This is a genomic window from Vibrio sinensis, assembly GCF_003605645.1.
GTDB lineage: Bacteria > Pseudomonadota > Gammaproteobacteria > Enterobacterales > Vibrionaceae > Vibrio > Vibrio sinensis.
Genome location: NZ_QVMU01000027.1, coordinates 26,858 through 47,010, shown reverse-complemented (window position 1 = coordinate 47,010; position 20,153 = coordinate 26,858). Strand labels below are relative to the sequence as shown.

At 42.6% G+C, this 20,153-nt stretch carries 20 protein-coding genes; 8 read left to right on the top strand and 12 right to left on the bottom strand.

All coding sequences use genetic code 11. From position 1 onward, the window contains the following. Positions 1 to 116: 116 nt before the first annotated feature. The 4 genes from DZ860_RS20000 to DZ860_RS19985 form a co-directional block, all read right to left on the bottom strand. Entirely contained in the window at positions 117 to 1,415 is a 1,299-nt protein-coding gene (locus tag DZ860_RS20000) for a dicarboxylate/amino acid:cation symporter (RefSeq protein WP_120034657.1), read from the bottom strand. A 381-nt stretch (positions 1,416 to 1,796) separates the two neighbouring features. Next, a complete protein-coding gene (locus DZ860_RS19995; protein ID WP_120034655.1) occupies positions 1,797 to 2,870 on the bottom strand; it encodes a DUF4056 domain-containing protein in 1,074 nt (357 codons plus the stop codon). Positions 2,871 to 2,999: 129 nt separating this feature from the next. After that, entirely contained in the window at positions 3,000 to 4,127 is a 1,128-nt protein-coding gene (locus DZ860_RS19990) for a BamA/TamA family outer membrane protein (protein ID WP_120034653.1), read from the bottom strand. A 7-nt stretch (positions 4,128 to 4,134) separates the two neighbouring features. After that, positions 4,135 to 5,004, bottom strand: a complete 870-nt coding sequence (locus tag DZ860_RS19985) for a TonB-dependent receptor (RefSeq protein ID WP_439333167.1) — start codon at positions 5,002 to 5,004, stop codon at positions 4,135 to 4,137. Here DZ860_RS19985 and DZ860_RS24505 point away from each other — a divergent pair. From DZ860_RS24505 to DZ860_RS19970, 4 genes are all read left to right on the top strand, one after another. Continuing rightward, on the top strand, positions 4,991 to 5,149 hold the full coding sequence (locus DZ860_RS24505) for a hypothetical protein (RefSeq protein WP_165862941.1): 159 nt from the start codon (positions 4,991 to 4,993) through the stop codon (positions 5,147 to 5,149). The genes DZ860_RS19985 and DZ860_RS24505 overlap by 14 nt on opposite strands. A gap of 172 nt (positions 5,150 to 5,321) precedes the next feature. Then, on the top strand, positions 5,322 to 5,924 hold the full coding sequence (locus tag DZ860_RS19980; protein WP_120034700.1) for a TetR/AcrR family transcriptional regulator: 603 nt from the start codon (positions 5,322 to 5,324) through the stop codon (positions 5,922 to 5,924). Between the two features lie 39 nt (positions 5,925 to 5,963). Further along, complete coding sequence (locus DZ860_RS19975) at positions 5,964 to 6,422, top strand: YaiI/YqxD family protein (RefSeq protein ID WP_120034651.1); 459 nt, start codon at positions 5,964 to 5,966, stop codon at positions 6,420 to 6,422. Positions 6,423 to 6,577: 155 nt separating this feature from the next. Next, positions 6,578 to 7,084, top strand: coding sequence for a GNAT family N-acetyltransferase (locus DZ860_RS19970; protein WP_120034649.1), 507 nt, complete (start codon positions 6,578 to 6,580; stop codon positions 7,082 to 7,084). A 23-nt stretch (positions 7,085 to 7,107) separates the two neighbouring features. Here the strand turns inward: DZ860_RS19970 and DZ860_RS19965 are convergent, their stop codons facing one another. After that, entirely contained in the window at positions 7,108 to 7,560 is a 453-nt protein-coding gene (locus tag DZ860_RS19965) for a hypothetical protein (protein ID WP_120034647.1), read from the bottom strand. Positions 7,561 to 7,593: 33 nt separating this feature from the next. After that, the gene (locus DZ860_RS19960; RefSeq protein WP_120034645.1) at positions 7,594 to 8,034 is read right to left on the bottom strand and encodes a cytochrome c; all 441 of its coding nucleotides are present in this window, start codon (positions 8,032 to 8,034) and stop codon (positions 7,594 to 7,596) included. A 150-nt stretch (positions 8,035 to 8,184) separates the two neighbouring features. Between DZ860_RS19960 and DZ860_RS19955 the strand changes: the two genes are divergently transcribed. Both DZ860_RS19955 and DZ860_RS19950 read left to right on the top strand, forming a co-directional pair. Next, the gene (locus tag DZ860_RS19955) at positions 8,185 to 8,814 is read left to right on the top strand and encodes a cytochrome b/b6 domain-containing protein (RefSeq protein ID WP_120034643.1); all 630 of its coding nucleotides are present in this window, start codon (positions 8,185 to 8,187) and stop codon (positions 8,812 to 8,814) included. A 5-nt stretch (positions 8,815 to 8,819) separates the two neighbouring features. Beyond that, a complete protein-coding gene (locus DZ860_RS19950) occupies positions 8,820 to 9,248 on the top strand; it encodes a MarR family winged helix-turn-helix transcriptional regulator (RefSeq protein ID WP_120034642.1) in 429 nt (142 codons plus the stop codon). A 107-nt stretch (positions 9,249 to 9,355) separates the two neighbouring features. Here DZ860_RS19950 and pdxY read toward each other — a convergent pair whose 3' ends face one another. The 6 genes from pdxY to norR form a co-directional block, all read right to left on the bottom strand. Beyond that, on the bottom strand, positions 9,356 to 10,228 hold the full coding sequence (gene pdxY, locus DZ860_RS19945; RefSeq protein WP_120034640.1) for a pyridoxal kinase PdxY: 873 nt from the start codon (positions 10,226 to 10,228) through the stop codon (positions 9,356 to 9,358). Between the two features lie 119 nt (positions 10,229 to 10,347). Next, positions 10,348 to 10,524 carry an AbrB/MazE/SpoVT family DNA-binding domain-containing protein gene (locus tag DZ860_RS19940; RefSeq protein WP_120034638.1) on the bottom strand — a complete coding sequence of 59 codons (177 nt, stop codon included), beginning with the start codon at positions 10,522 to 10,524 and terminating at the stop codon, positions 10,348 to 10,350. A gap of 126 nt (positions 10,525 to 10,650) precedes the next feature. After that, complete coding sequence (gene potE / locus DZ860_RS19935) at positions 10,651 to 11,961, bottom strand: putrescine-ornithine antiporter (RefSeq protein WP_120034636.1); 1,311 nt, start codon at positions 11,959 to 11,961, stop codon at positions 10,651 to 10,653. 64 nt (positions 11,962 to 12,025) lie between these two features. Further along, positions 12,026 to 14,206, bottom strand: coding sequence for an ornithine decarboxylase SpeF (speF, locus tag DZ860_RS19930; RefSeq protein WP_120034634.1), 2,181 nt, complete (start codon positions 14,204 to 14,206; stop codon positions 12,026 to 12,028). A 513-nt stretch (positions 14,207 to 14,719) separates the two neighbouring features. After that, positions 14,720 to 15,169, bottom strand: a complete 450-nt coding sequence (locus DZ860_RS19925) for an XRE family transcriptional regulator (RefSeq protein WP_120034632.1) — start codon at positions 15,167 to 15,169, stop codon at positions 14,720 to 14,722. Positions 15,170 to 15,607: 438 nt separating this feature from the next. Beyond that, the gene (gene norR, locus DZ860_RS19920) at positions 15,608 to 17,206 is read right to left on the bottom strand and encodes a nitric oxide reductase transcriptional regulator NorR (RefSeq protein WP_120034630.1); all 1,599 of its coding nucleotides are present in this window, start codon (positions 17,204 to 17,206) and stop codon (positions 15,608 to 15,610) included. A gap of 226 nt (positions 17,207 to 17,432) precedes the next feature. Between norR and norV the strand changes: the two genes are divergently transcribed. Beyond that, complete coding sequence (norV, locus tag DZ860_RS19915; RefSeq protein WP_120034628.1) at positions 17,433 to 18,980, top strand: anaerobic nitric oxide reductase flavorubredoxin; 1,548 nt, start codon at positions 17,433 to 17,435, stop codon at positions 18,978 to 18,980. After that, a complete protein-coding gene (gene norW / locus DZ860_RS19910) occupies positions 18,980 to 20,116 on the top strand; it encodes an NADH:flavorubredoxin reductase NorW (RefSeq protein ID WP_120034626.1) in 1,137 nt (378 codons plus the stop codon). The genes norV and norW overlap by 1 nt, the downstream gene beginning before the upstream one ends. Positions 20,117 to 20,153: the final 37 nt, after the last annotated feature.

Sequence of the window (20,153 nt, the reverse complement as noted above, 5' to 3'; positions counted from 1 at the left end):
AATAGTTAGCCGCTAAATAATCAAAGCCTAAATCATCAAAAGATTAATTATTAAGCCCCCGTTTTAGCGACTAAAACGGGGGCTTCTATTATTAGCCGATATGAATGCGAGTTTGCTTAACGATGCGAAAGGTGCACTTCCTCTTCTTTTTCACCTGCATGGGGATCGTTGAAACGTGATTCATCCAGCGCATCTTCTGATTTAGCGACAATGACAGAAACCGCACTATCACCTGTGATATTGACGGCAGTTCGGATCATATCCAGCAGTCGGTCAACTCCCATAATCAGTGCAATCCCCTCAAGTGGAAGCCCGACTTGATTGAGTACCATCGCCAGCATCACTAAACCAACTCCCGGAACTCCAGCAGTGCCGATCGAAGCTAATGTTGCAGTTAGTATCACGGTGAGATAATCACCCATGGTGAGGTCAATATTGAATGCTTGAGCGATAAATGCGGTAGCAACCCCTTGCATGATTGCCGTACCATCCATGTTGACAGTTGCACCTAGCGGTACTGTGAAAGAGGCAATACGGTTATCTACCCCCATACGATTTTTTACTGTTTCCATAGTGACTGGAATCGTGGCATTGGATGATGCGGTAGAAAAGGCAAACATAATGGCATCTTCCATTTTCTTTAAGAATGTCACTGGGCTTAAACCAGTGAAGCCTTTGAGCATCAAGCTGTAGGTGACAAAACCATGCAGCAGTAAAGTTCCCGCAAGTACCAAGAAATATTCGGCGAGATTGATAATGGCACCTAGCCCTAACCCGGTAAAGAGCTTGGCCATTAGGAAGAATACCCCATACGGCGCTAAGTTCATTAGTAGTGCCACTAACTTCATGATGACTTCATTTAGGTCTGAAAAGATAGATGCAATACGCTCGCCTGCTTCACCTGCAATGCTAATAGCTACCCCAAATAATACAGCGAATACGATGACTTGGAGGGTTTTGCCCTCAGCCATTGCGCTAATTGGGTTGGTTGGGAACATATCGATGATCACCTGACCAAGTGAGGGAGCTTGCGCAGAGGTAAATGTACTGACAGCGGTCAGATCGGCTCCGGAGCCTGGTTGAAATAGTGTCCCCATCGTTAACGCTAGCGTGATGGCTATAGCCGTTGTGGTGATGTAAAACGCGAGGGTTTTTCCGCCCATACGACCAAGGGTCGAAAGATCTTTAAGAGCACTTGTACCACAAACAAGTGAAACAAAGACGAGTGGAACCACGAGCATTTTTAAGCTCGCAATAAATATTTTCCCACCCACTTCAAATAGTCCATTAACGATATACGCATCGACAAATCCATTGTCAGCAAAGAGGGCTCGAATAGCGAACCCGGTCAAGATCCCAGTAACCATACCAATAATAACTCGGCTGGTTAGCGACATTGGTGTCTTGGTAATCATTTCGAACACTCCTTATAGTTATGCACTCCGACATCTTTTCGGAGGGGCTGGAGGTTATCAGCCGATTCTATAAATAAGAAAACAAAATCTGTGTGTCACTTTATAGATGTGATCATGGTCACGACTAATTGTGGTTATTTAACGGGTTATTAACAAGTTTGGATGAATTTTTGTTTCAAATTTAAAGAAAAGATCAAAATCTTTAACTGCTTGGGGTGGGGATGTTTGTTTTAATGGATATTTAGATATGAGAAATACAATGAGAGGAATGTGTGCCAAGTGCATAACTAGGCACATATTATTCAATGGGTTGCTGATAGTGACTGAGAGTTACTTAGTGTGGTTACGCTAGTTTACCGCGTTTCAAACAATCGACGTATTTTAGTTGAGCGGATTATGTTGTGCATCATGTAGCTTAGCAAAATCCGCTAATGTTTGGAAATCACTTGGTTGCCATGTAGTACGATTTTTAAGTTCTGTTGGCAAGGAATTGAAATGGTTTTCCATTTTCTCAGCAACAAGAGATAGAGAGACCCATTGTTCGATAGGTTCTTGATCGGTAAAGCGATCTGTCAAACTTAGTTGTTTTGTTGAACCTGAATAATTAGGTACAAGATTTAGTGCTAGATGATAGTCACGGAAGATGACCACCCATTTGTCTGGCAAGCGTTTTGAACTGTCCCACCAGATACCATCCAGTTGCTGAATTTTCTCACGAGTGATGGATTTAGGTTGTACGTTTAGCATCGATAATATTTGTTGAAATGCACCGTCCATCGCCCGAGAAAAAGAGATTTGATCTATCTCTGGGTTTGCGAGCAATATCGTACGAGCTAAGGTTGCACCTAACATGTTTGAATAGAGGTCTTCGGAAGAAAAAGCCGATGCCAATTCTTTGAAACCACTCACCGACACCATACCAAACCATTGGCCTATTTCATGCCATTGCGCTAAACGAAATGCCATTAAGGCTGCTGCATCAGCACTGCGTTGGATACGTTCTTTTTCACTTAGAACCGTGGAGTGTTTATGCCAAGTGATACGACGAATACGTAACTCGGTCGGGAGATCAATCGTGTTGGCATTACCTAAGTTTTTTCGGTTGAGTTGGAATAAGTAATAGGTATAGTCGGCCGTATCACGCACATGGGCTGTATCGATAAAACCACCATCTTTAGTAAACAGTAAACCGTTCACTTCCTCACCAAGGCCTAATAAACTTCCCGAAATAGACTCACTACCATCATTATATTGGTGGGTACCGATGTCATTGGCATTTAAGACATTTTCCAATGAGAAGAAAGGCACCGGTACGCGACCGACTTGTGCTTTGAGATCAACACCAAAAGCACAACATGGGCGGACGCCAACAGGCGCTTTTAGCGGTATTAATGACGTGTTTGAATGAGCAAAACCACTTAAGAAAGCGAGTAATAATAGTGCGGTTTTTTTCATGGGTTACCTCTGATAGATACAGATCTAGTCGGTCGTGATTCGAGTCTTGATTTATTCGGGATGCGGCGTCAGTTGAGTATTAAAGTTCAGAGCCCACCAGCCATGATGGGCGCTTTGTTCTACGTCGCTCTAGAAAGCTTCGTTGATTTGGAAATAGAATCCGGTACTGTCTTTGCCGACACCAAGATCAACTCTGACATTGATTCGCGCTTTGAATGCAAATCGATAACCAACCCCAACGGTCGGTAACCAAGTGTCACTAAAGAGATCGTGATAGGTAGGTGCAATTGCACCGGTACCTAGCCAAGCAACGACACCATGGCGACCGGATAAGGTATGGCGAACTTCGACTTGAGTAGATAGTTGATTTTTATCTCGATACTGGCCGTGATAATAGCCACGCATGCGTTGATCATCACCTAATTGGGCATAATCAAACCAAGGTGACTCCCCAGAGATGGATTGTGAATAGATCTCCATCGCAATGATGGTTGCAGTCGAAACTTGTTGGTAGCGACGATAATTAACGATGAGGTTGTCATAGTCATTATCGCTTCCTAGCGCTTCACGGTTCATTACCCATTCGACGTTAAAGAACTGACCACTGATTGGGTTCGGTTCAAAATCGCGACTGTCGTATTCCATGCCAAGCAATAGACCGCTGCTCGTTGCGTCCATCATTTCTGCTGGAAGAATATCGCCATCAACACCAGAAATACCCGAATAGGATTGCCATTGCCAACCCAGTTTAAGATAGGTATCAGGCAATACTTCAACGGCAACTTTTGGGCTTAACTCAATACGTTGACCCTCGTACTGAACCTTGTTGTTCTCATTTTCAGCAGCGGTTGTACCTATGCCCCAATAGTAACCGGGAGTGTGACTAATCCAGGCATCAGCAAGTAAGCGAACACTATCACTATCGAGGTAAGTACGATTTGAAACACCAAAACCGTATGAACCTGAGGTCGAGGCGTAAGAAGTCACCGTCACCGTTGAATACGGATCTGATTTGGTCCAATCGTATGGCGTGTAAAGGCCGACAGCAGCCACGCCAATCCCTAAACCTTGCTCAGGGTTTACGAAAGGGCCCGGTAGCACGCCCCAATCAATGAGTTTTGATTCATCGATGGTTTCACTTGAACCGAGCTTTGTGAGTAGCTCATCAAACCACCCCTCGCTCTGTTCTGCAGCAGAAGCGTTAGCGGTAAGACCAAGAGTCAAAAACGTGGCAATGTGCAGAACGTGCTTTTTCATATTAACCTCAGAAACGACGATCGATAGAGACGAAGACACTTTCGCGATCGCCAAAGCCAGCTTCACCTAGTAGGTACCAATCATCATTGATTTTGTATTGAGCACCCATGATAGGGTTCCATGTGGTAGATAGATGCTGCGTTACTTCAAAAGTACCACCAATACCTGGGATAATGTCTGAAATTGAACCAGACAGTTCTTGTTCAACATCTTGGTACATAGCACCAGCCCAAACACGCAATGGTACGCCGGTATGGTTGAAGTCATAGCCAACACGAGGAGAGATTACGATGGCATCGATTGAACCATCAATCACAGTGAGGGTACTTTGGGTGTAGCTAGCATCCACTAGAGCAAACACATTTTCGTAGCCGCCAGCAAGCACGATACCACCACCCGTTGTGTAGCCATCAAGGTCGAGCTTGAATGAACCAGGAATCGGTTTGTTCGCATTCACTCTTTTTCCACCGATAGTGACATATGCATTAATATCGGTTTCTGAATAGCCTTTGATCTTGCCAACAAGACCGTAAACATTGAGAAATGGAAATAACCAGACATCGGCACGCAAAGTCACGACTTCAGTCTTTTGGCGGCCAGGTTCGGCTTCAATATCAAACCCAAGAAAGTTTGAAGCTAAAAGTTTATTCAGCAGCTTACTGCCTGTTTGTAGGTCATTCAAAGCAATTGAATCGACATTGATCCCTTGCTCCATACTCATATAGCTAAGGTTGAAACCGATTGGTTTTGGTAGTTCATAACCTAGGGCTTCGGCTTTCTCTTTCCAAATAGGTAAAGAGATAGAGTCGGCGTAAGCTGCTGGTGCAGAGCAACACGAAGCCAAAAGTAATAGAGAACTGGATTTGATATTAGACATTATTAAAAGCAACCGTAGCCTTGGCTATATACCCATTCATCTGACGTTACAACAAGGTAGACAACTGCTCGCTGCACCACCTTTAGGTCAGGTGATGGTTGCTAGTGATGTATCGCTTGGTGGTATCTTCACACTGCTTGAGTAAAAATAAGGGATAAGCTCGACCCTAGTGTGGGTTCGAAGTTCAAAATTTATTTGTGATATTAATCACATCGAAGTATTTTAGTTGGGAAAATTAAAAAGTAAACTCTAAAGTGTACTTCAAGGCGAAATTGTTTTACCCTGCCGCGATTATTGGTCATTTCGAAGCGAAAAATATGAAAGTTTCTGAGAGAAAACACCTCGCACTGATAGAAGCTGCACAGCAAGAATTTGTAGAGCATGGGTTTAGTGCAGCCAATATGGATCGTGTGTGCGAGAAAGCAGGAACTTCTAAGCGAACGCTTTATCGTCATTTTGATAGCAAAGATGGTTTATTCATTGCGGCAATGAATGATGTATTGCAACAACAGCGACAGAAAGTCACGTTCTCCTATACTCCAAATCGTGAATTGAAAATACAGTTGTGTGAATACTTGAATGCGAAATTGGATGCCTTATATCAAGATTGTGGATTACTGCTTGCGAAAATGGTGATTAGCGAGTTTTTGCGAACTCCTGAATTCGCAGAACGTTATGTCGCTCAACTACGCAGCATTGATCATCAACTTGAACAGTGGATTAGTGACGCGATTGATGATGAAAAGCTCAACGATTGTGACCCAAAAGTGATGAGCCATATGTTGAACTGTCTAGTTCAAGGGCATTTTTTCTGGCCACAATTACTCACCCATCAAGAAATGCGTTCAAGTGTTGAACGTCAGAGCACGATCGATAATATTCTCGTCTTGTTTTTGTCAGGGTATGAACGCAAGTCGTGATAGCATAAGTAAAACGGTTTGTGAGAATAAGGTAGTGGTATGAAGATTTGGGTAGATGCGGATGCATGTCCAGTTGTGGTTCGAGATATTCTATTTCGTGCCTCTGAGCGCACCGGTGTGGAAGTGACATTGGTCGCCAATCAGTTTATTCGCACACCAGCGTCACCAAAAGTTACCATGTTGCAAGTGATGTCTGGTTTTGATGTGGCTGACAATGAAATTGTACGCCGAGCTGAACCGGGAGATATGGTGATTACCAGTGATATTCCCTTGGCAGATGAAGTCATTACCAAAGGTGCACATGCACTGAGTTCTCGTGGTGAGTTATTTACTAAAGGGAACATAAAGTCGCGTTTAAATATTCGTGACTTTATGGACACCATGCGCAGCAGTGGTGTTCAAACGGGTGGTCCCGCACCGATGAGCCAAGCAGATCGTCAGCAATTTGCCAATCACTTGGATAAGTGGCTAATGCAATGGCAGCGTGCGCAAAAATAGATACCCATTAAAGTGACTTTGAATATCAAGGTGACTGGTTTCTACGGTTATACGCATAGTGAAATAGAATGTCAGAGAGGGAGCGAAGCTCCCTTTTTTATTTGGCAAGAGAATGGATGCTCCGTATAGGTGTGACTTCGAGGGAGGAAAGGTAAATGAAAATACGTTTGATAGAGCTCAGAGATGCGCCGAAATTACTGGATTTTGAGTCGAAAAACCGAGATTGGTTTGAAAGGACTATCGATTCTAGAGGAGAGTATTTTTATTGTTCTTTTGGCGTTTTGTCCCACATTGAAGAGTGTTTATACGAGTATCAACAGGATGTATTACTCCCTATGTTGATTGTGGGCGATGATGGCCAGATCTTAGGACGAATCAATTTATCCAATATTGATCAATTTAACTGTCGAGCTGAGTTAGGTTATCGAGTTGGGCAAGCTTTCACTAATCAAGGTATCGCTAAAGAAGCTGTTGCCCAAATTAAGCAACATGCTCAGCAATACGGATTGGAAAAGCTAATTGCGTACGCTGCTACGACAAATCCGGCATCACAAAAAGTACTGATGGCTAATGAGTTTGCCGTAATAGAAGAACATTCGAATTTTGCGACGATCAACGGCGTTAGCTTAACCTGCCTTGAGCTTGAATGCTCACTGATATAAGTGCCTTTAATTATGCGGAGTACTTAATTGAGGGCACTCTCTTTTTTCGTTAACTGCCAAGCATTACGTAGGCTGAATGTCATCAATGTGATATTGGTCAATCCAGCAATAAACTCCACACCTTGAATCACATAAAATGTCATATCAAACTGGCCAGACACAGCAAGGTGTTTTAAGTACAGCGCTGCCGGAAGTAAAATGAATAAACCATTTAACGCAATGATAGGCATGCGTTTTTTCTTTGCTGCAATTGGACCAGATTTTACGTTAGGTGCCATTTTCGCCCCCGTAATTCCTGTGATTGCCATTAATGGTATGAGTCCCCATACCGCGTAAGAAATTGCCGTTTTAACCCAAACGATATGTGATGTCTCTCCTAGCCATTCGCTGATTACCGTACTGGTAAAAAAGCTCGTAATTAGCAAAAAGGCCAGCAAAGCTGAGATACGATGCAGAGTTTTTAACGATACTTTCATGGTTGTTTTCCCCTCTATAATCAAACAGCATTTTTAAAATCGAGAACGATAACTGCGATGACAAGCTCGGCAGGTGTCATTGGCTTGTTCTACGCCTTGCTCAGCTAAGATTGCATCTTTTTCCTGACTGGCCTGATAGATTTGTTGAAAACCGGCATCCATTTGCTGCATTAGCATGTTGAATTTTTCAGGTTTGCTCCAAACATCAGCATTCGCTCTGCTATTTTCCAGACTGCCGATTGGGAAGCTCACCGCTAATGTTTGGCTGTGTTTTTGTAAGGCTTTCGATAGCGATTCTAGGTTTTCCCAGTCAGTATTATCCTCATCAATAATTTGTTCGGTTTGTTCTAATTGTATTTCAATCTCGGTAAACGCATTTTGTCTCGCTTCTATTGCCGCTTCTTCTACAGCTTGTGAGTGAGCTTGCACAAGGCTAGGAATAAGCAAGCTAAGTAGTAATGGTATGTATTTCATCTTTGACTCTCTGTTCATGTTTCCAATGGTTGATGTTGGTTTTTTGATGCTGAATTATGACGTTGGATATTAATTTACACAACAATAGTTGCGCACGCAACCGTTGTTGTGTAAATTAATCGAAATGAAAAATAGATACAGAGAAAAAGTATGAAAGTTTGGGACTTTGCAACACGCGTATATCACTGGCTACAAGTTCTCTTAGTGGTGGCTTTGTTGGCATCAGGAAACAGCGGTAATGGGCCTCATATACAATTAGGATTGGTTTTATTCACGATTGTATTGTGGCGGTTGGTATGGGGGTTCGTAGGAAGTGAAACTAACCGATTCAAACAATTTGTGTACTCCCCGCTTGCGACATGGTGTTATGTAAAAAAGGGTCAAACTTCGCATATTGGACATAACCCGTTAGGCGGGTGGATGGTAGTCACTTTAGTGATAACGTTATTACTGCAGTGTCTTTCTGGCCTCGCAATCGCGGGATTTTTCGATACTCTGCCAGGTGTCGAGTGGTGGCTAAATGACGATATATTTGCGGCGGTTGAAAGTTTGCATTTGGGTTTAGCGTCGCTATTGCCGGTATTGATTGCTCTACATGTCGGTGCGGTTGTTATTTACAAGTTAAAGAAGAAGCCTTTGGTCAAAGCGATGTTTACGGGTAGACAAGTGATGCTTACGACTGACATTGAACCGTTCTTTGTTTCACAATGGCGAGCTTTATTCGTGCTTGTTGTGGCTGTATTAGTTACCATTGCAATAGTTGCTATTTCAATGGTATGAACCGAATGACAAATGAATTTGATCGCCAGAGCAGTTTTGGCTGGATGGTGAATGTTGTAGCTAATCATGCGGAAAAAAAATTCGAACTGGAATTGAAAAAACATGGACTAACCGTGGCATTGTGGCCAACCATGATGTGTTTATGGGAAGAAGAGGGAGTGACTCAGCGAGATATCGCGGCGAAGTCAAAAGTGGAGAACTCGACCACTACACGAACGCTAGACAAACTTGAAAAACTGGATCTCGTTGAACGCCGCGCCGATCCCAATAGCCGTCGTTCATTTCGAATTTATTTGACAGACAAAGGTCGTGCTATGCAAGAGGATTTGCTCCCTGTTCCAGTCGCAGTCAATCAAGAGTTGATGGATGTTTTAGATGAGTCAGAACAAAAAGATATGATTCGTTTACTGCAGAAAATGGTCGCGGCCATCTAGTTTATCTTGAACAGGATAACGCAGACTATTTAGCCTTAATATTTGAGGCGCAATAAAAAAGGTGCAACTATGTGCACCTTTTTTGAATTCACTGATTTTCGCCGTGATTAGCTTTTAGAGCTAAGTGATACTTCTTCTATCGGGAAGTGTTTGCTCGGTTCAACAAATTCTTGTTGAGCTGCGATAGTTTGTAGCTCCCACTCATTTGCTTGGTATGTTGCGTTCAGTACCGCATAACATGCATCGTGGCAGTGCTGGAATGCTTGTTTTGCACTCCAACCTTTTAGTAGTCCAGCAGTGAAAACGGCAGAAATCAAATCACCAACACCAACTGGTGCTTTATCAAATTCGAAATGTGGACGCTTCGCAAGGAAAGTTCCCTCAGCGGTTGCCAAAAGCATATAGAAGCTATCATTACCTAAACAGTATAAGTGTTTCACCAATACCACTTTTGGACCTTTCGCTAGTGCGCGTTGGCAAGCGGTGATGGCTTCATCTAACGTGTTGATTTCCATTTCAGCGAACTGAGTCAGCTCAAACTGGTTAGGTACGATAACGTCTGCCATTGGCATTAAGCGAGACAGTAAATTTTCAGCAATGCCTGGAGCAACGATACAACCTTTGTCTGGCGCGCCCATTACGGGATCGCAAACATAAATTGCGCTTGGGTTAGCTTGTTTTACTTGTTTTACGGTTTCTTCGATCGCAAGACATTGTTCTGCACTGCCTTGATAGCCAGTGAGTACTGCTTGGCACTTTTCTAGTGCTTTGATATTACCTAAACCTTCAACAAGTTGGCTAATATCGTCAGCTGAAAATGCGCGACCTTTAAAGCCTTCTTTGTATTGGGTATGGTTTGAAAACTGTACCGTGTGGATCGGCCAGACTTCAAAGCCCATGCGTTGCATTGGAAATACCGCGCTGCTATTGCCAGCGTGGCCGTAGGTAACATGTGATTGTATCGAAAGGATACCTTGCATCGTATCAGACCTAATTTTGGTTATTTATTATTTAAATGCAGCATTAAATACAGCATTAAATGCAATGGTTAATGCATTAAAGCAGGTAATGTATCTAATAAATCATAGCTTGAAACTATTTATCTTTCAGTATTTGATGCTGAATTGCTCTTTAATTCTAATTTTTTGATTTCCATCTTGTCTCGGTTAAGAGCAATGTCCAATGTATCGCCTTCTTTGATGTCGAGCGCAGTAAGTATAGCGCTTGGAATGACAACGACCGTATCAGAACCGACTTTAACAGGTTGACTTAGCATCTTTCGTCCTCCAAATGTCAAAAATTAGATTTCAGTGTGAATATGGTTGAAATACCACCTAATGTCCGCTGTTTAAATAAACAAAATTGCCCTCCCAAGCCGTAAACTAGGGGAGGGCCAAAGCCTTTAGTTGGATAGAGGTTCGAAACGGTCAGCAATTAGGCCGTAAGCACTCCAACCAAGGAAGGTTACAATTGATCCCCACATCATCGCTTCATAGCCTGAGCCATAGAGTGCGTAGAAGCTATACAATGAACCCACAATAGCAATGGTATTGGTGATTTTCATTTCATGAGCAGAAACATCTGAAGCTCGCTGCATGATGAAGATAGCTGCCATACAAAGAATGTATGGGATTACGTTTGTAACGACTGCAAGGTTAACCAAAGCTTCAAACTGTTCATTAAGCGTTGGTGAAATTGTCATCAAGGATAAAATGGATTGAATGATGGTAATGGTGACCATGCCTTTAATAGGCGTACCACGTTTGTCGACAGCAGAGAAAACTTTCGGGAAGAAACCTGCGTCAGAAGAAGCTTTAAATACGGAAGCGATAGTGAACTGCCAGCCTAGCAGTGAACCCGCACAAGCTAGAACGGCTAAACCTGCAACCACTTTACCGGCTGTTGAGCCTAACATTAATGCCCATACTGTTGAGAATGGTGCTGTTGATGCAGCAAGCTCAGCATTAGGTACGATACCAGAAGCAATATTGGTCGAAACAATGTAAACAACCGCTGCGATTAACGTACCGCCAAGTACTGCGATTGGTACGTTTTTCTCTGGATTTTCTACGGCGTCAGAGTTAGCACATGCAGATTCTAATCCAAGGAAAGCCCATAGTGTCATTGCAATAGAGGCACTGACAGCTTCACCGAATGGTAAGTGATGTGGGTTCCAAGCACTGATGTACATGCTGCCATCAAACCAGAACCAGCCAATAATACCGAGAGAACAGACGGGTAAAATAACACCCCAAACGGTAAAGCTACCAATCTGCCCTGTGAGTTTCGCACCACCGAAGTTTGCAAAGGTACATATCCAAAGTATCGCTATGGTATAGAGACAGGTTTGTATCGGTGATAAGGTCACTTCAAAGAAAGCAGAGCCATAACCCACACAAGTAATCGCAATCGCGATATTGGCGATAAGCAGTGACAGACCATAGGTCCAGCCCGCCATAAATGCGCCTGATTGACCAAATGCGTAAGAAGCATAGCCATTCATGCCCCCATCTCGTTTACTAAAACGACCGCATTTTGCGAATACATAAGCCAACGCTAAAGAACCAGCCGCAGTAATTAACCAAGATAGTATAGAAATGGTGCCCACTTGCGCCAGTTTACTTGGCAGCATGATGATGCCGGAGCCAGCCATGTTAATGAATGTCAAAATGGTAAGTTGCACCACTGACATTTTCTTGTTTTCAGTACTCATATAATATTCTCCACGAAATAGAACGTTCGCACCGATAGGTAGGGATCGGTGCGAACGAGATCGATTAATCTTTTAGGACATAACAATGTGCAGTGGTACGACCGTTAACATCTTCAAGGTAAACACCTTGAATTTCAGGCGCGAACCCAGGGAAACGGTTAATGCCTTCTTCAAGTGAAAGGAAGTAATCCACGACGTGTTGAGTCCAAACTTCGCCAGTAATTACGCAGATGATGCCAGGAGGATAAGGAAGGGCACCCTCTGCTGCGACGCGACCAATCGCTTCGTTTAGTGGTAAATAATCGCACTCACCACGGAAGTATTTACGTGTGGCGATATCTGGTTTGTGGACCATTTGTGGGAAGTATTCACAACGGAACATCGCTTTTTGCAATTGTTTTACGTTCAGCTCTTTATACATGTCATGCATTTCCTGACATAGCTGGCGTATGGTGTAATTGCGGTAGCGTTCTTTGTTGGCTTCATAAACTCGAGGAAGCACGACACTTAACGGAGCATCATCTTTCACGAATTTTTCAAAGCGGTTTATTTGTGCAACCAAGTGACGGATTTTGCCCATATCTTCTGCTGGTGTCAGCAAGAATAAGATAGAGTTAAGGTCACATTTTTCAGGAATGATACCGTTCTCACGTAAGAAGTTCGCAAGTAGTGTCGCTGGGATACCAAAGTCGGCGTAGCTACCATCTTCAGCAATACCTTCCGTCGTAAGCAGCAGCTTACATGGGTCAACGAAATACTGTCCTTCACCATAACCCTCAAACTTATGCCAGCTTGCATTTGGCTCAAACATGAAGAACTTTTTATTGGTCGCAATTTCATCAGTATCATAGCTACCCCATGGGTGGCCATCGATTTCATGAGGAATAAATGGGCGAACTAACTCACAACTCTTAAGGATTTCTTTACGCGCTTCGATACCGGTTTTAACCGCGTCACTCCATAGGCGTAGACCCGCTTCACCGTCGTGGATTTTAGCGTTGATGTCTAGTGCAGAGAACAAGGCATAAAATGGTGAAGTCGATGCTTGCATCATGAACGCGTTATTGAAGCGTTTGTGGTTGCAGTAGCGATCTTGACCTTTGATATGGTGGTCTTTCTTGTGAATTTGTGAGGTTTGAGAGAAACCTGCTTGTTGTTTGTGTACAGATTGAGTCACGATGACGCCAGCGTCTTCTGGTTTAAGATCCAGTAATAGCGGTGAGCAATCTCTCATCATTGGAATGAACTGCTCATAACCAACCCAAGCTGAGTCAAACAAGATGTAATCACATAGATGGCCAATTTTATCCATTACGTAACGAGCGTTATAAATGGTGCCGTCGTAAGTACCTAATTGAATGATAGCAAGACGGAACGGGCGAGCATCACGTGCGCGTTCTGGGCTAACTTTCGCAATCTGTTCGCGGATATAAGCTTCGTCAAAACAGTGCTCATCCATACCGCCGATAAAACCATATGGGTTACGTGCTGTTTCTAGGTAAACAGGCATACCACCGGCTTGAATAAGCGCACCATGATGGTTTGATTTGTGGTTATTACGGTCGAACAATACTAAGTCATCTTCAGTGACTAAAGCATTACAAACCACTTTGTTCGATGCAGAGGTACCATTCAGTACGAAGTAAGTTTTGTCTGCGTTAAACACTTTTGCAGCATAAGCCTGCGCTTGGTGAGCAGAACCCTCGTGGATCAGTAGATCGCCTAAATCTACGTCAGCATTACATAAGTCGCTGCGGAATAGATTTTCACCAAAGAAATCGTAGAACTGTTTGCCTGCAGGGTGTTTCTTAAAGAACTGACCACCTTGGTGTCCTGGGCAGTCGAATGCTGAATTGCCCATTTCTACGTATTTTGTCAATTGCTTGAAGAATGGAGGCAATAAACGGCACTCGTATTTTGCTACAGCCTCATTGATTTGGCGACAATAGTAATCAATCGACTGTCTTTCCAAATCGATAACGCCGGTAAGCCATACGTAATCTTTAGCGGAAACAGGTGAATTATCGTTCACGAGAAAAACGGGAATACCATAACCTGTTTCTGAAATAACTTTATGTAAACCAGTTTCAATATCAGCGGCAGTAAGAATAACAGCACCAACATCGGTTAAATCAATATGGTCAAGAGGGAGCAATGTACGATTGAATTGTTCATCTAAAGATTCAGCTAATAAGCTGAAATCTTCAGGCATATAATTACTCACACCGATAACTAAATGTTTCATTTTAATATCTCTTGTATGTTCTGGAAAACGACAAGGGTGATATTACGAATTAATATTTATAATTAAATTCTGAAATTGAATTTCGTGATTACTAGTTCATGTTTAGAAATCTTATTTTAATGAAATTAGATTTCGTGATTTTCATCACTTTAGTTATATATAGCCAGTGGTATTCGTGTGAGAGAATAAATATTTAAACCATAATTTTGTGATCGTCTATATTATAATAATTAATTGAATCGCTACGAAACAAGATTTTGCGACTTTGATCACGTTATACTTTTGGGTAATTTGCACTAATTTCCATTAATAACACTACATATTGCATATATAATTAGTCGCCATTTATTAATGAATTTTAATTTATTGAGAAAAGCAAAAAGCCATCAACATACTCGGTGATGGCTTTTTTAAACAAATGGGCGATTATCATCAATAATGGAAAGTGCAATAGAAAGTGGGTGTCCACAAGTAACTTCAGAAAGAGAGTTGATTGTGATGACTTAAGTTCATTTAGCTATCAAATAAGTGGTTATCTAAATGCACTCCATGGTGAGACCAGAACTGGTAACGTTTTACAGCTGTACCTGATGAATACATCGTATGCTTGCAATTCATACACTCAACAAAGTAAAGCCCGTTTTCCCCTGCCATGACATGTAGATGTCGACTATCACAACGCTTGCAAGATAACCGTTTTACTTTGGAATTAACATTCACTCTTCGAGCGAAGTTTAGTGTTTCATGTGTACTTAAAATACTCACCGCACTTTCTGTAAACGGGTGCTCTTTGAGTAAGTAATTAATAGCGTAGTCATAAACAGGAGGGATTGCAGATTTTCCATTTTCAATATTGGTGATTTTCGCAACTGAAACACCTAATAATGAGGCGAATTCAGGTTTGCTATACTCTAAGATAAATCGTGATGCGATGAATTTATCAGCGCTGATGATTCTTAACATATACAAATCTCTAATCAAGCGAAAACAGATAAACGTTATCTGTCAGTATTAGTTAACTGACCTATACCGATTTCTGTTGAAAAATAATATTGTTTCACGTCATGTGTATATCTTTAGTACAATGTACTTTATTATTCTATTTATATGATGCGCTTATTATTTAACAAGATCAACAGTTTCATAAGATCAACAAAAAGAGATAAATTATCAAAAATGGAAAATAGGATTATTAATATAATACTTTTTAAGTTCAGCATTAATATAAATTCTAATGTGAACGATTAAATTTGCTTGAGTTGTGATTTTCGTGTTACAGACTTGTTTGTTTTTGTGGGGTGTGCTCTGGTGGAATTATAATCATCAGAAATGAGAAGTACCCAAGTATTTCGACATATCAGTAACTGATACGAACAAGTTACTTGGGTATATCAATAGCGGTTATTTTAGACCTAGCCGTTTCATTAAGCGGTGTAAGTTACCTGGGTTGACCCCCAACTGTGTTGCTGTCGCACTTAAATTTTTATCATTTTCGATATAACGTTGTTGAATTAGTTGTGTATGAAAACGATCCATTGCCGTTTTCATATCTAAATCTTTAGGTATGTCGATATGATCCTGCATGATTTTGGAATCAGCATTGTGCAGGCTGGAACTGTATAAATTGGTATTTGAGTCGGTAACCATTGAATGGTGTGATCCGCCTGATGTCATTGTTAGTGACAATTGAAAATGATGGGGTTGCAGCATCAAGTGTGCATCCGTTGATTCTCCTTTGGCTAATACCGCCGCTCGGTTGATCGCATGTTCAAACTCACGCACATTACCTAGCCAAGATTGTCGTTGGAGTAACGATAATGTTTCGGCGGAAAACGTAATGCTGGCGACATTAAGCTTATGTTGGCAACGTTCGGCAAAGAATCCAGCTAATAGCACAATATCTTTCCCGCGCTCACGCAGCGGGGGGACAAAAATAGGGAACACGCTGAGTCGATGGTATAAATCAGCCCGAAAACGCCCCTCTTTAACTTCTTCGTGCATCACACGGTTGGTCGCCGCGATAATACGTACATCCACTTTGATGTTGCTATCATCCCCAACTCGTTGGATGTCACCGTATTGGAGCGCCCGCAATAATTTGGCTTGTAGTGCTAATGACAGTTCGCCAATTTCATCCAGAAACAGAGTACCTTTGTCAGCCATTTCGAATTTGCCTTTTCGATTGCTGATCGCACCGGTAAATGCTCCTTTAATGTGACCAAACAGTTCGCTTTCTGCCACCGATTCAGGTAGTGCTGCGCAGTTGAGGTAAACGAACGCCTCATCAGCACGTTGTGATTGGGCATAAATAGCGTGAGCAACCAACTCTTTACCCACACCGGTCTCTCCCATGATCAATACGGATAAATCGGTATTGGCGACCGCTTCAATATGCGATTTCATTTCTACGATGGCAGCAGATTGGCCAATGATCTCATCACCTTGGTTTTTATTGGGAGTGTGACGTTTGCTCGTGTTACTTACTGTTGCGTTTTTTTCCAATTGCTCCATGAGCAGTGCGGTGTTTAAGCTGTTTGCGGCTAATGCACTGATTAGACGTAAATCGTTGTCCGCAAATTTATCGAACTGGGTTGGATCAAAGGCATCAATGGTGACCGCACCAATGAGTCGGTCTTCTTGAATCAGCGGTAATCCAATACAAGCGTGTACTTCTAGGTTGTCAGTGTGGTTAGGAATTAAGCCATCATAAGGATCGGCGAGTTCACTGTCGCTTGGAAAGCGGACAATATCACCAGCACGTGCTATGGCTTCAAATCGTGGATGCTGAGTGATATCAAAGCGGCGGCCAAGCACTTCATCAGCGAGGCCATTAATGGCTAACGGTGTGAAATGCTGCTGATCAAATAACAATAATGCGGAGGCATCGCATTTGAGCATCGAGCGGATGGTGGCGAGTAGACGTTCAAATCTGTCTTGCTCTGAGATTCCAGAGGTGATGTCTAAGGCGACTTGAATCCAATCATTTTTATAGCGATTCATCTTTTGCTTCCTATCCGTTATGACATTGTAATTTTAACAAAGGTTTGTCTTTTTGACAGTTGGCTGGTGTTGTCAATTATACAAAATAAGTTTTCGGTATAATTTAAAGTTCAATGAAAACAATGCGTTAACTTTAATTGAAAAGTTGGCACAGTGAATGCAATTAGCTATGCAGAATTTAATTATTTATCCCGATATTGGGATGTTTGAAAGGAAAGGCTGCATTATGACAATTCACGTTAAAAACAACATTCACTGGGTCGGTCAACGCGATTGGGAAGTACAAGATTTCCACGGGACTGAATACAAAATGACTCGTGGTACTAGCTATAACAGCTACCTTATCCGTGAAGAGAAAACCGTGTTAATTGATACGGTGGATCACCGTTTTAGCCATCAATTCCTGCAAAATCTTGAAATGGAAATCGATCTAAACACCATCGACTACATTGTGGTAAACCATGCAGAAGAGGATCACTCAGGGGCATTGTCAGCATTACTTGAGCGTATTCCTAATACACCGATCTACTGTACTGAAGCGGCGATTGATTCGATCGTTGGGCACCATCACCATCCTGAATGGAATTTCCAAACCGTAAAAACAGGTGACAGTTTAGATATTGGTAATGGCAAACAGTTGGTGTTCGTCGAAGCTCCGATGCTGCACTGGCCAGATAGTATGATGACTTATTTAACCGGCGATGCCGTGTTGTTCAGTAATGATGCGTTTGGGCAACATTACTGTGATGAGCACTTGTTTAATGATGAAGTGGACCAAAACGAGCTGATGGATCAGTGCTTACGTTACTACTCGAATATCTTGACACCATTTAGCAGTTTAGTGACGGCTAAAATTAAAGAGGTTCTGAGTTTTAACCTTCCGGTCGATATGATTGCCACTTCGCATGGGATTGTTTGGCGCGACAATCCAGCGCAGATCATCGAAAAATACCTAGAATGGGCGGATGCGTATCAAGAAGACCGCATTACCATCTTTTACGATTCAATGTCGAATAATACTCGTATGATGGCTGATGCGATTGCTCAAGGTATTCACGATGTGGATCCGGCAGTGGCAGTGAAAGTATTCAATGTTTCGCGTCATGACAAAAATGACATCCTTGCTAACGTATTTCGTTCAAAAGGCATATTGGTTGGCTCTTCAACGATGAACAATGTGATGATGCCAAAAGTGGCGGGTATGCTCGAAGAGATCACCGGTTTGCGCTTTAAAGAGAAAAAAGCCGGGGCGTTTGGTAGTTATGGTTGGAACGGTGGTGCTGTCGATCGTATTCACGCTCGTTTAACCGATGCTGGCTTTGAAACCACAGTGAGCTTAAAAACTAAATGGCGTCCTGATGGCAATGCGATGCGTATTTGTCGAGAGCATGGTCGTCAAGTGGCTAAACAGTGGGCGTTACATGATTTGAATGTTGAACCAATGCAAACTACGTTTGCGGCAATGTCATCATCTCCTGTCAATGTTTCGAAGCAATCGAGCTTAGATGAGAGCCTAGGTGAAAGTTCAGATAACAGTGTAAGCCAAGTGAAGGCATCAAAAGAGCATGGTCCTGACTGTCAATGCATGATCTGTACGGTGTGTAATTGGGTATATGATCCCGAGTTAGGTGAGCCGAATCAAGGTGTTGAACCCGGTACAGCTTGGGGAGAAGTACCGGATTACTTTCTTTGCCCAGAATGCCATTTAGGCAAAGACGTATTTGTGCCTTGTGAAAAACCTGCTTCAGAGTCAAATCAGAGTGAGGTCGCTTAATGGAACAACCGATTGTTATTATTGGAAGCGGCTTTGCCGCTTACCAATTGGTGAAAGCGATTCGTCGCCAGAATCAACAGCTTCCGATTACAGTCATTACCGCCGATGAGGGGCATGACTACAATAAACCCGATCTGAGCCATGTATTTTCAAAACAACAGAAAGTGCAAGACTTGATTACTCTGCCCTCGCAGATATTTGCAGAGCAACATCAAGTGAACCTATTCCCATTTCATCAGGTCACCCAGATAGATGTGGAAAACAATCAAGTGGTCGCCAATGAGAAAGTATTTCCTTATTCCAAGTTGGTGTTAGCAACAGGGGCGAATGTGTTTATTCCCCCGATGCAAGGTGATGCAACCAATGATGTTGTCACGTTAAACAGCCTAGCTGAGTTTGCATCGTGTCATTCTAAAGTGAGTGAGGCTGAGCGAGTACTTGTGTTAGGTGGCGGACTTATTGGAGTTGAGGTGGCTCTTGATTTGGCTAATGCGGGTAAGCAAGTGGTATTGGTTGAACCCGCGGAGCAGCTGATGGCGAATTTACTCCCGGCTACCGTCGCGCATCAACTGACTAAGACTTTGAGTAAGCACCGTATCGAAGTGATCACCAGAGAGTTTGTTGAGGCGATCTCTCGAGAAGAACACGGAATTTGTGCTCAACTGAGTAATGGAAGCTTGGTTCGAGTTGATCAAGTTTTGGTTTGTGCGGGCTTACGCGCTAATACTCAATTAGCGAAGTTGGCTGGGCTAGAGGTGAATTATGGTATATGTGTTGATGACAATATGCAGACATCGGCTGAAAATGTTTACGCATTGGGAGATTGCGCAGAATTTAGAGGAGAAATCCGAGCTTTCTTGCAACCGACATTAATCAGTGCCAATGCGCTGGCAAAAACCTTATGCGGGCAAGTTACTGCGGTGACTTTACCCAATATGATGGTGAAAGTGAAAACGCCTAACTATCCCATTCAGCTGGGTGGAATCACTCATGATGCTAGAGTCGCGAGATGGTTATTGGACATTCATGACAGCGGTATTGTTGCCAAAGCACTGGATGAGGAAGAAAAATTGATTGGTTTTGTAGTGACGGATCAACAGGTTAACCAAGCTTTCTCTCTATTCAGACAACTGTAATTGATTGGCCAGATCGTGGTAGTTATTGGGTATTGGT

Bases quoted from the DNA above. Each gene is read 5' to 3' on its own strand.
- norW (WP_120034626.1), top strand. From the start codon at position 18,980: ATGGAACAACCGATTGTTATTATTGGAAGCGGCTTTGCCGCTTACCAA.
- DZ860_RS20000 (WP_120034657.1), bottom strand. From the start codon at position 1,415: ATGATTACCAAGACACCAATGTCGCTAACCAGCCGAGTTATTATTGGT.
- norR (WP_120034630.1), bottom strand. From the start codon at position 17,206: ATGAATCGCTATAAAAATGATTGGATTCAAGTCGCCTTAGACATCACC.
- DZ860_RS19985 (WP_439333167.1), bottom strand. From the start codon at position 5,004: ATGTCTAATATCAAATCCAGTTCTCTATTACTTTTGGCTTCGTGTTGC.
- DZ860_RS19975 (WP_120034651.1), top strand. From the start codon at position 5,964: ATGAAGATTTGGGTAGATGCGGATGCATGTCCAGTTGTGGTTCGAGAT.
- DZ860_RS19995 (WP_120034655.1), bottom strand. From the start codon at position 2,870: ATGAAAAAAACCGCACTATTATTACTCGCTTTCTTAAGTGGTTTTGCT.
- norV (WP_120034628.1), top strand. From the start codon at position 17,433: ATGACAATTCACGTTAAAAACAACATTCACTGGGTCGGTCAACGCGAT.
- DZ860_RS19965 (WP_120034647.1), bottom strand. From the start codon at position 7,560: ATGAAAGTATCGTTAAAAACTCTGCATCGTATCTCAGCTTTGCTGGCC.
- DZ860_RS19925 (WP_120034632.1), bottom strand. From the start codon at position 15,169: ATGTTAAGAATCATCAGCGCTGATAAATTCATCGCATCACGATTTATC.
- DZ860_RS19960 (WP_120034645.1), bottom strand. From the start codon at position 8,034: ATGAAATACATACCATTACTACTTAGCTTGCTTATTCCTAGCCTTGTG.
- pdxY (WP_120034640.1), bottom strand. From the start codon at position 10,228: ATGCAAGGTATCCTTTCGATACAATCACATGTTACCTACGGCCACGCT.
- DZ860_RS19970 (WP_120034649.1), top strand. From the start codon at position 6,578: ATGAAAATACGTTTGATAGAGCTCAGAGATGCGCCGAAATTACTGGAT.
- DZ860_RS19940 (WP_120034638.1), bottom strand. From the start codon at position 10,524: ATGCTAAGTCAACCTGTTAAAGTCGGTTCTGATACGGTCGTTGTCATT.
- speF (WP_120034634.1), bottom strand. From the start codon at position 14,206: ATGAAACATTTAGTTATCGGTGTGAGTAATTATATGCCTGAAGATTTC.
- DZ860_RS19950 (WP_120034642.1), top strand. From the start codon at position 8,820: ATGACAAATGAATTTGATCGCCAGAGCAGTTTTGGCTGGATGGTGAAT.
- potE (WP_120034636.1), bottom strand. From the start codon at position 11,961: ATGAGTACTGAAAACAAGAAAATGTCAGTGGTGCAACTTACCATTTTG.
- DZ860_RS19955 (WP_120034643.1), top strand. From the start codon at position 8,185: ATGAAAGTTTGGGACTTTGCAACACGCGTATATCACTGGCTACAAGTT.
- DZ860_RS19990 (WP_120034653.1), bottom strand. From the start codon at position 4,127: ATGAAAAAGCACGTTCTGCACATTGCCACGTTTTTGACTCTTGGTCTT.
- DZ860_RS19980 (WP_120034700.1), top strand. From the start codon at position 5,322: ATGAAAGTTTCTGAGAGAAAACACCTCGCACTGATAGAAGCTGCACAG.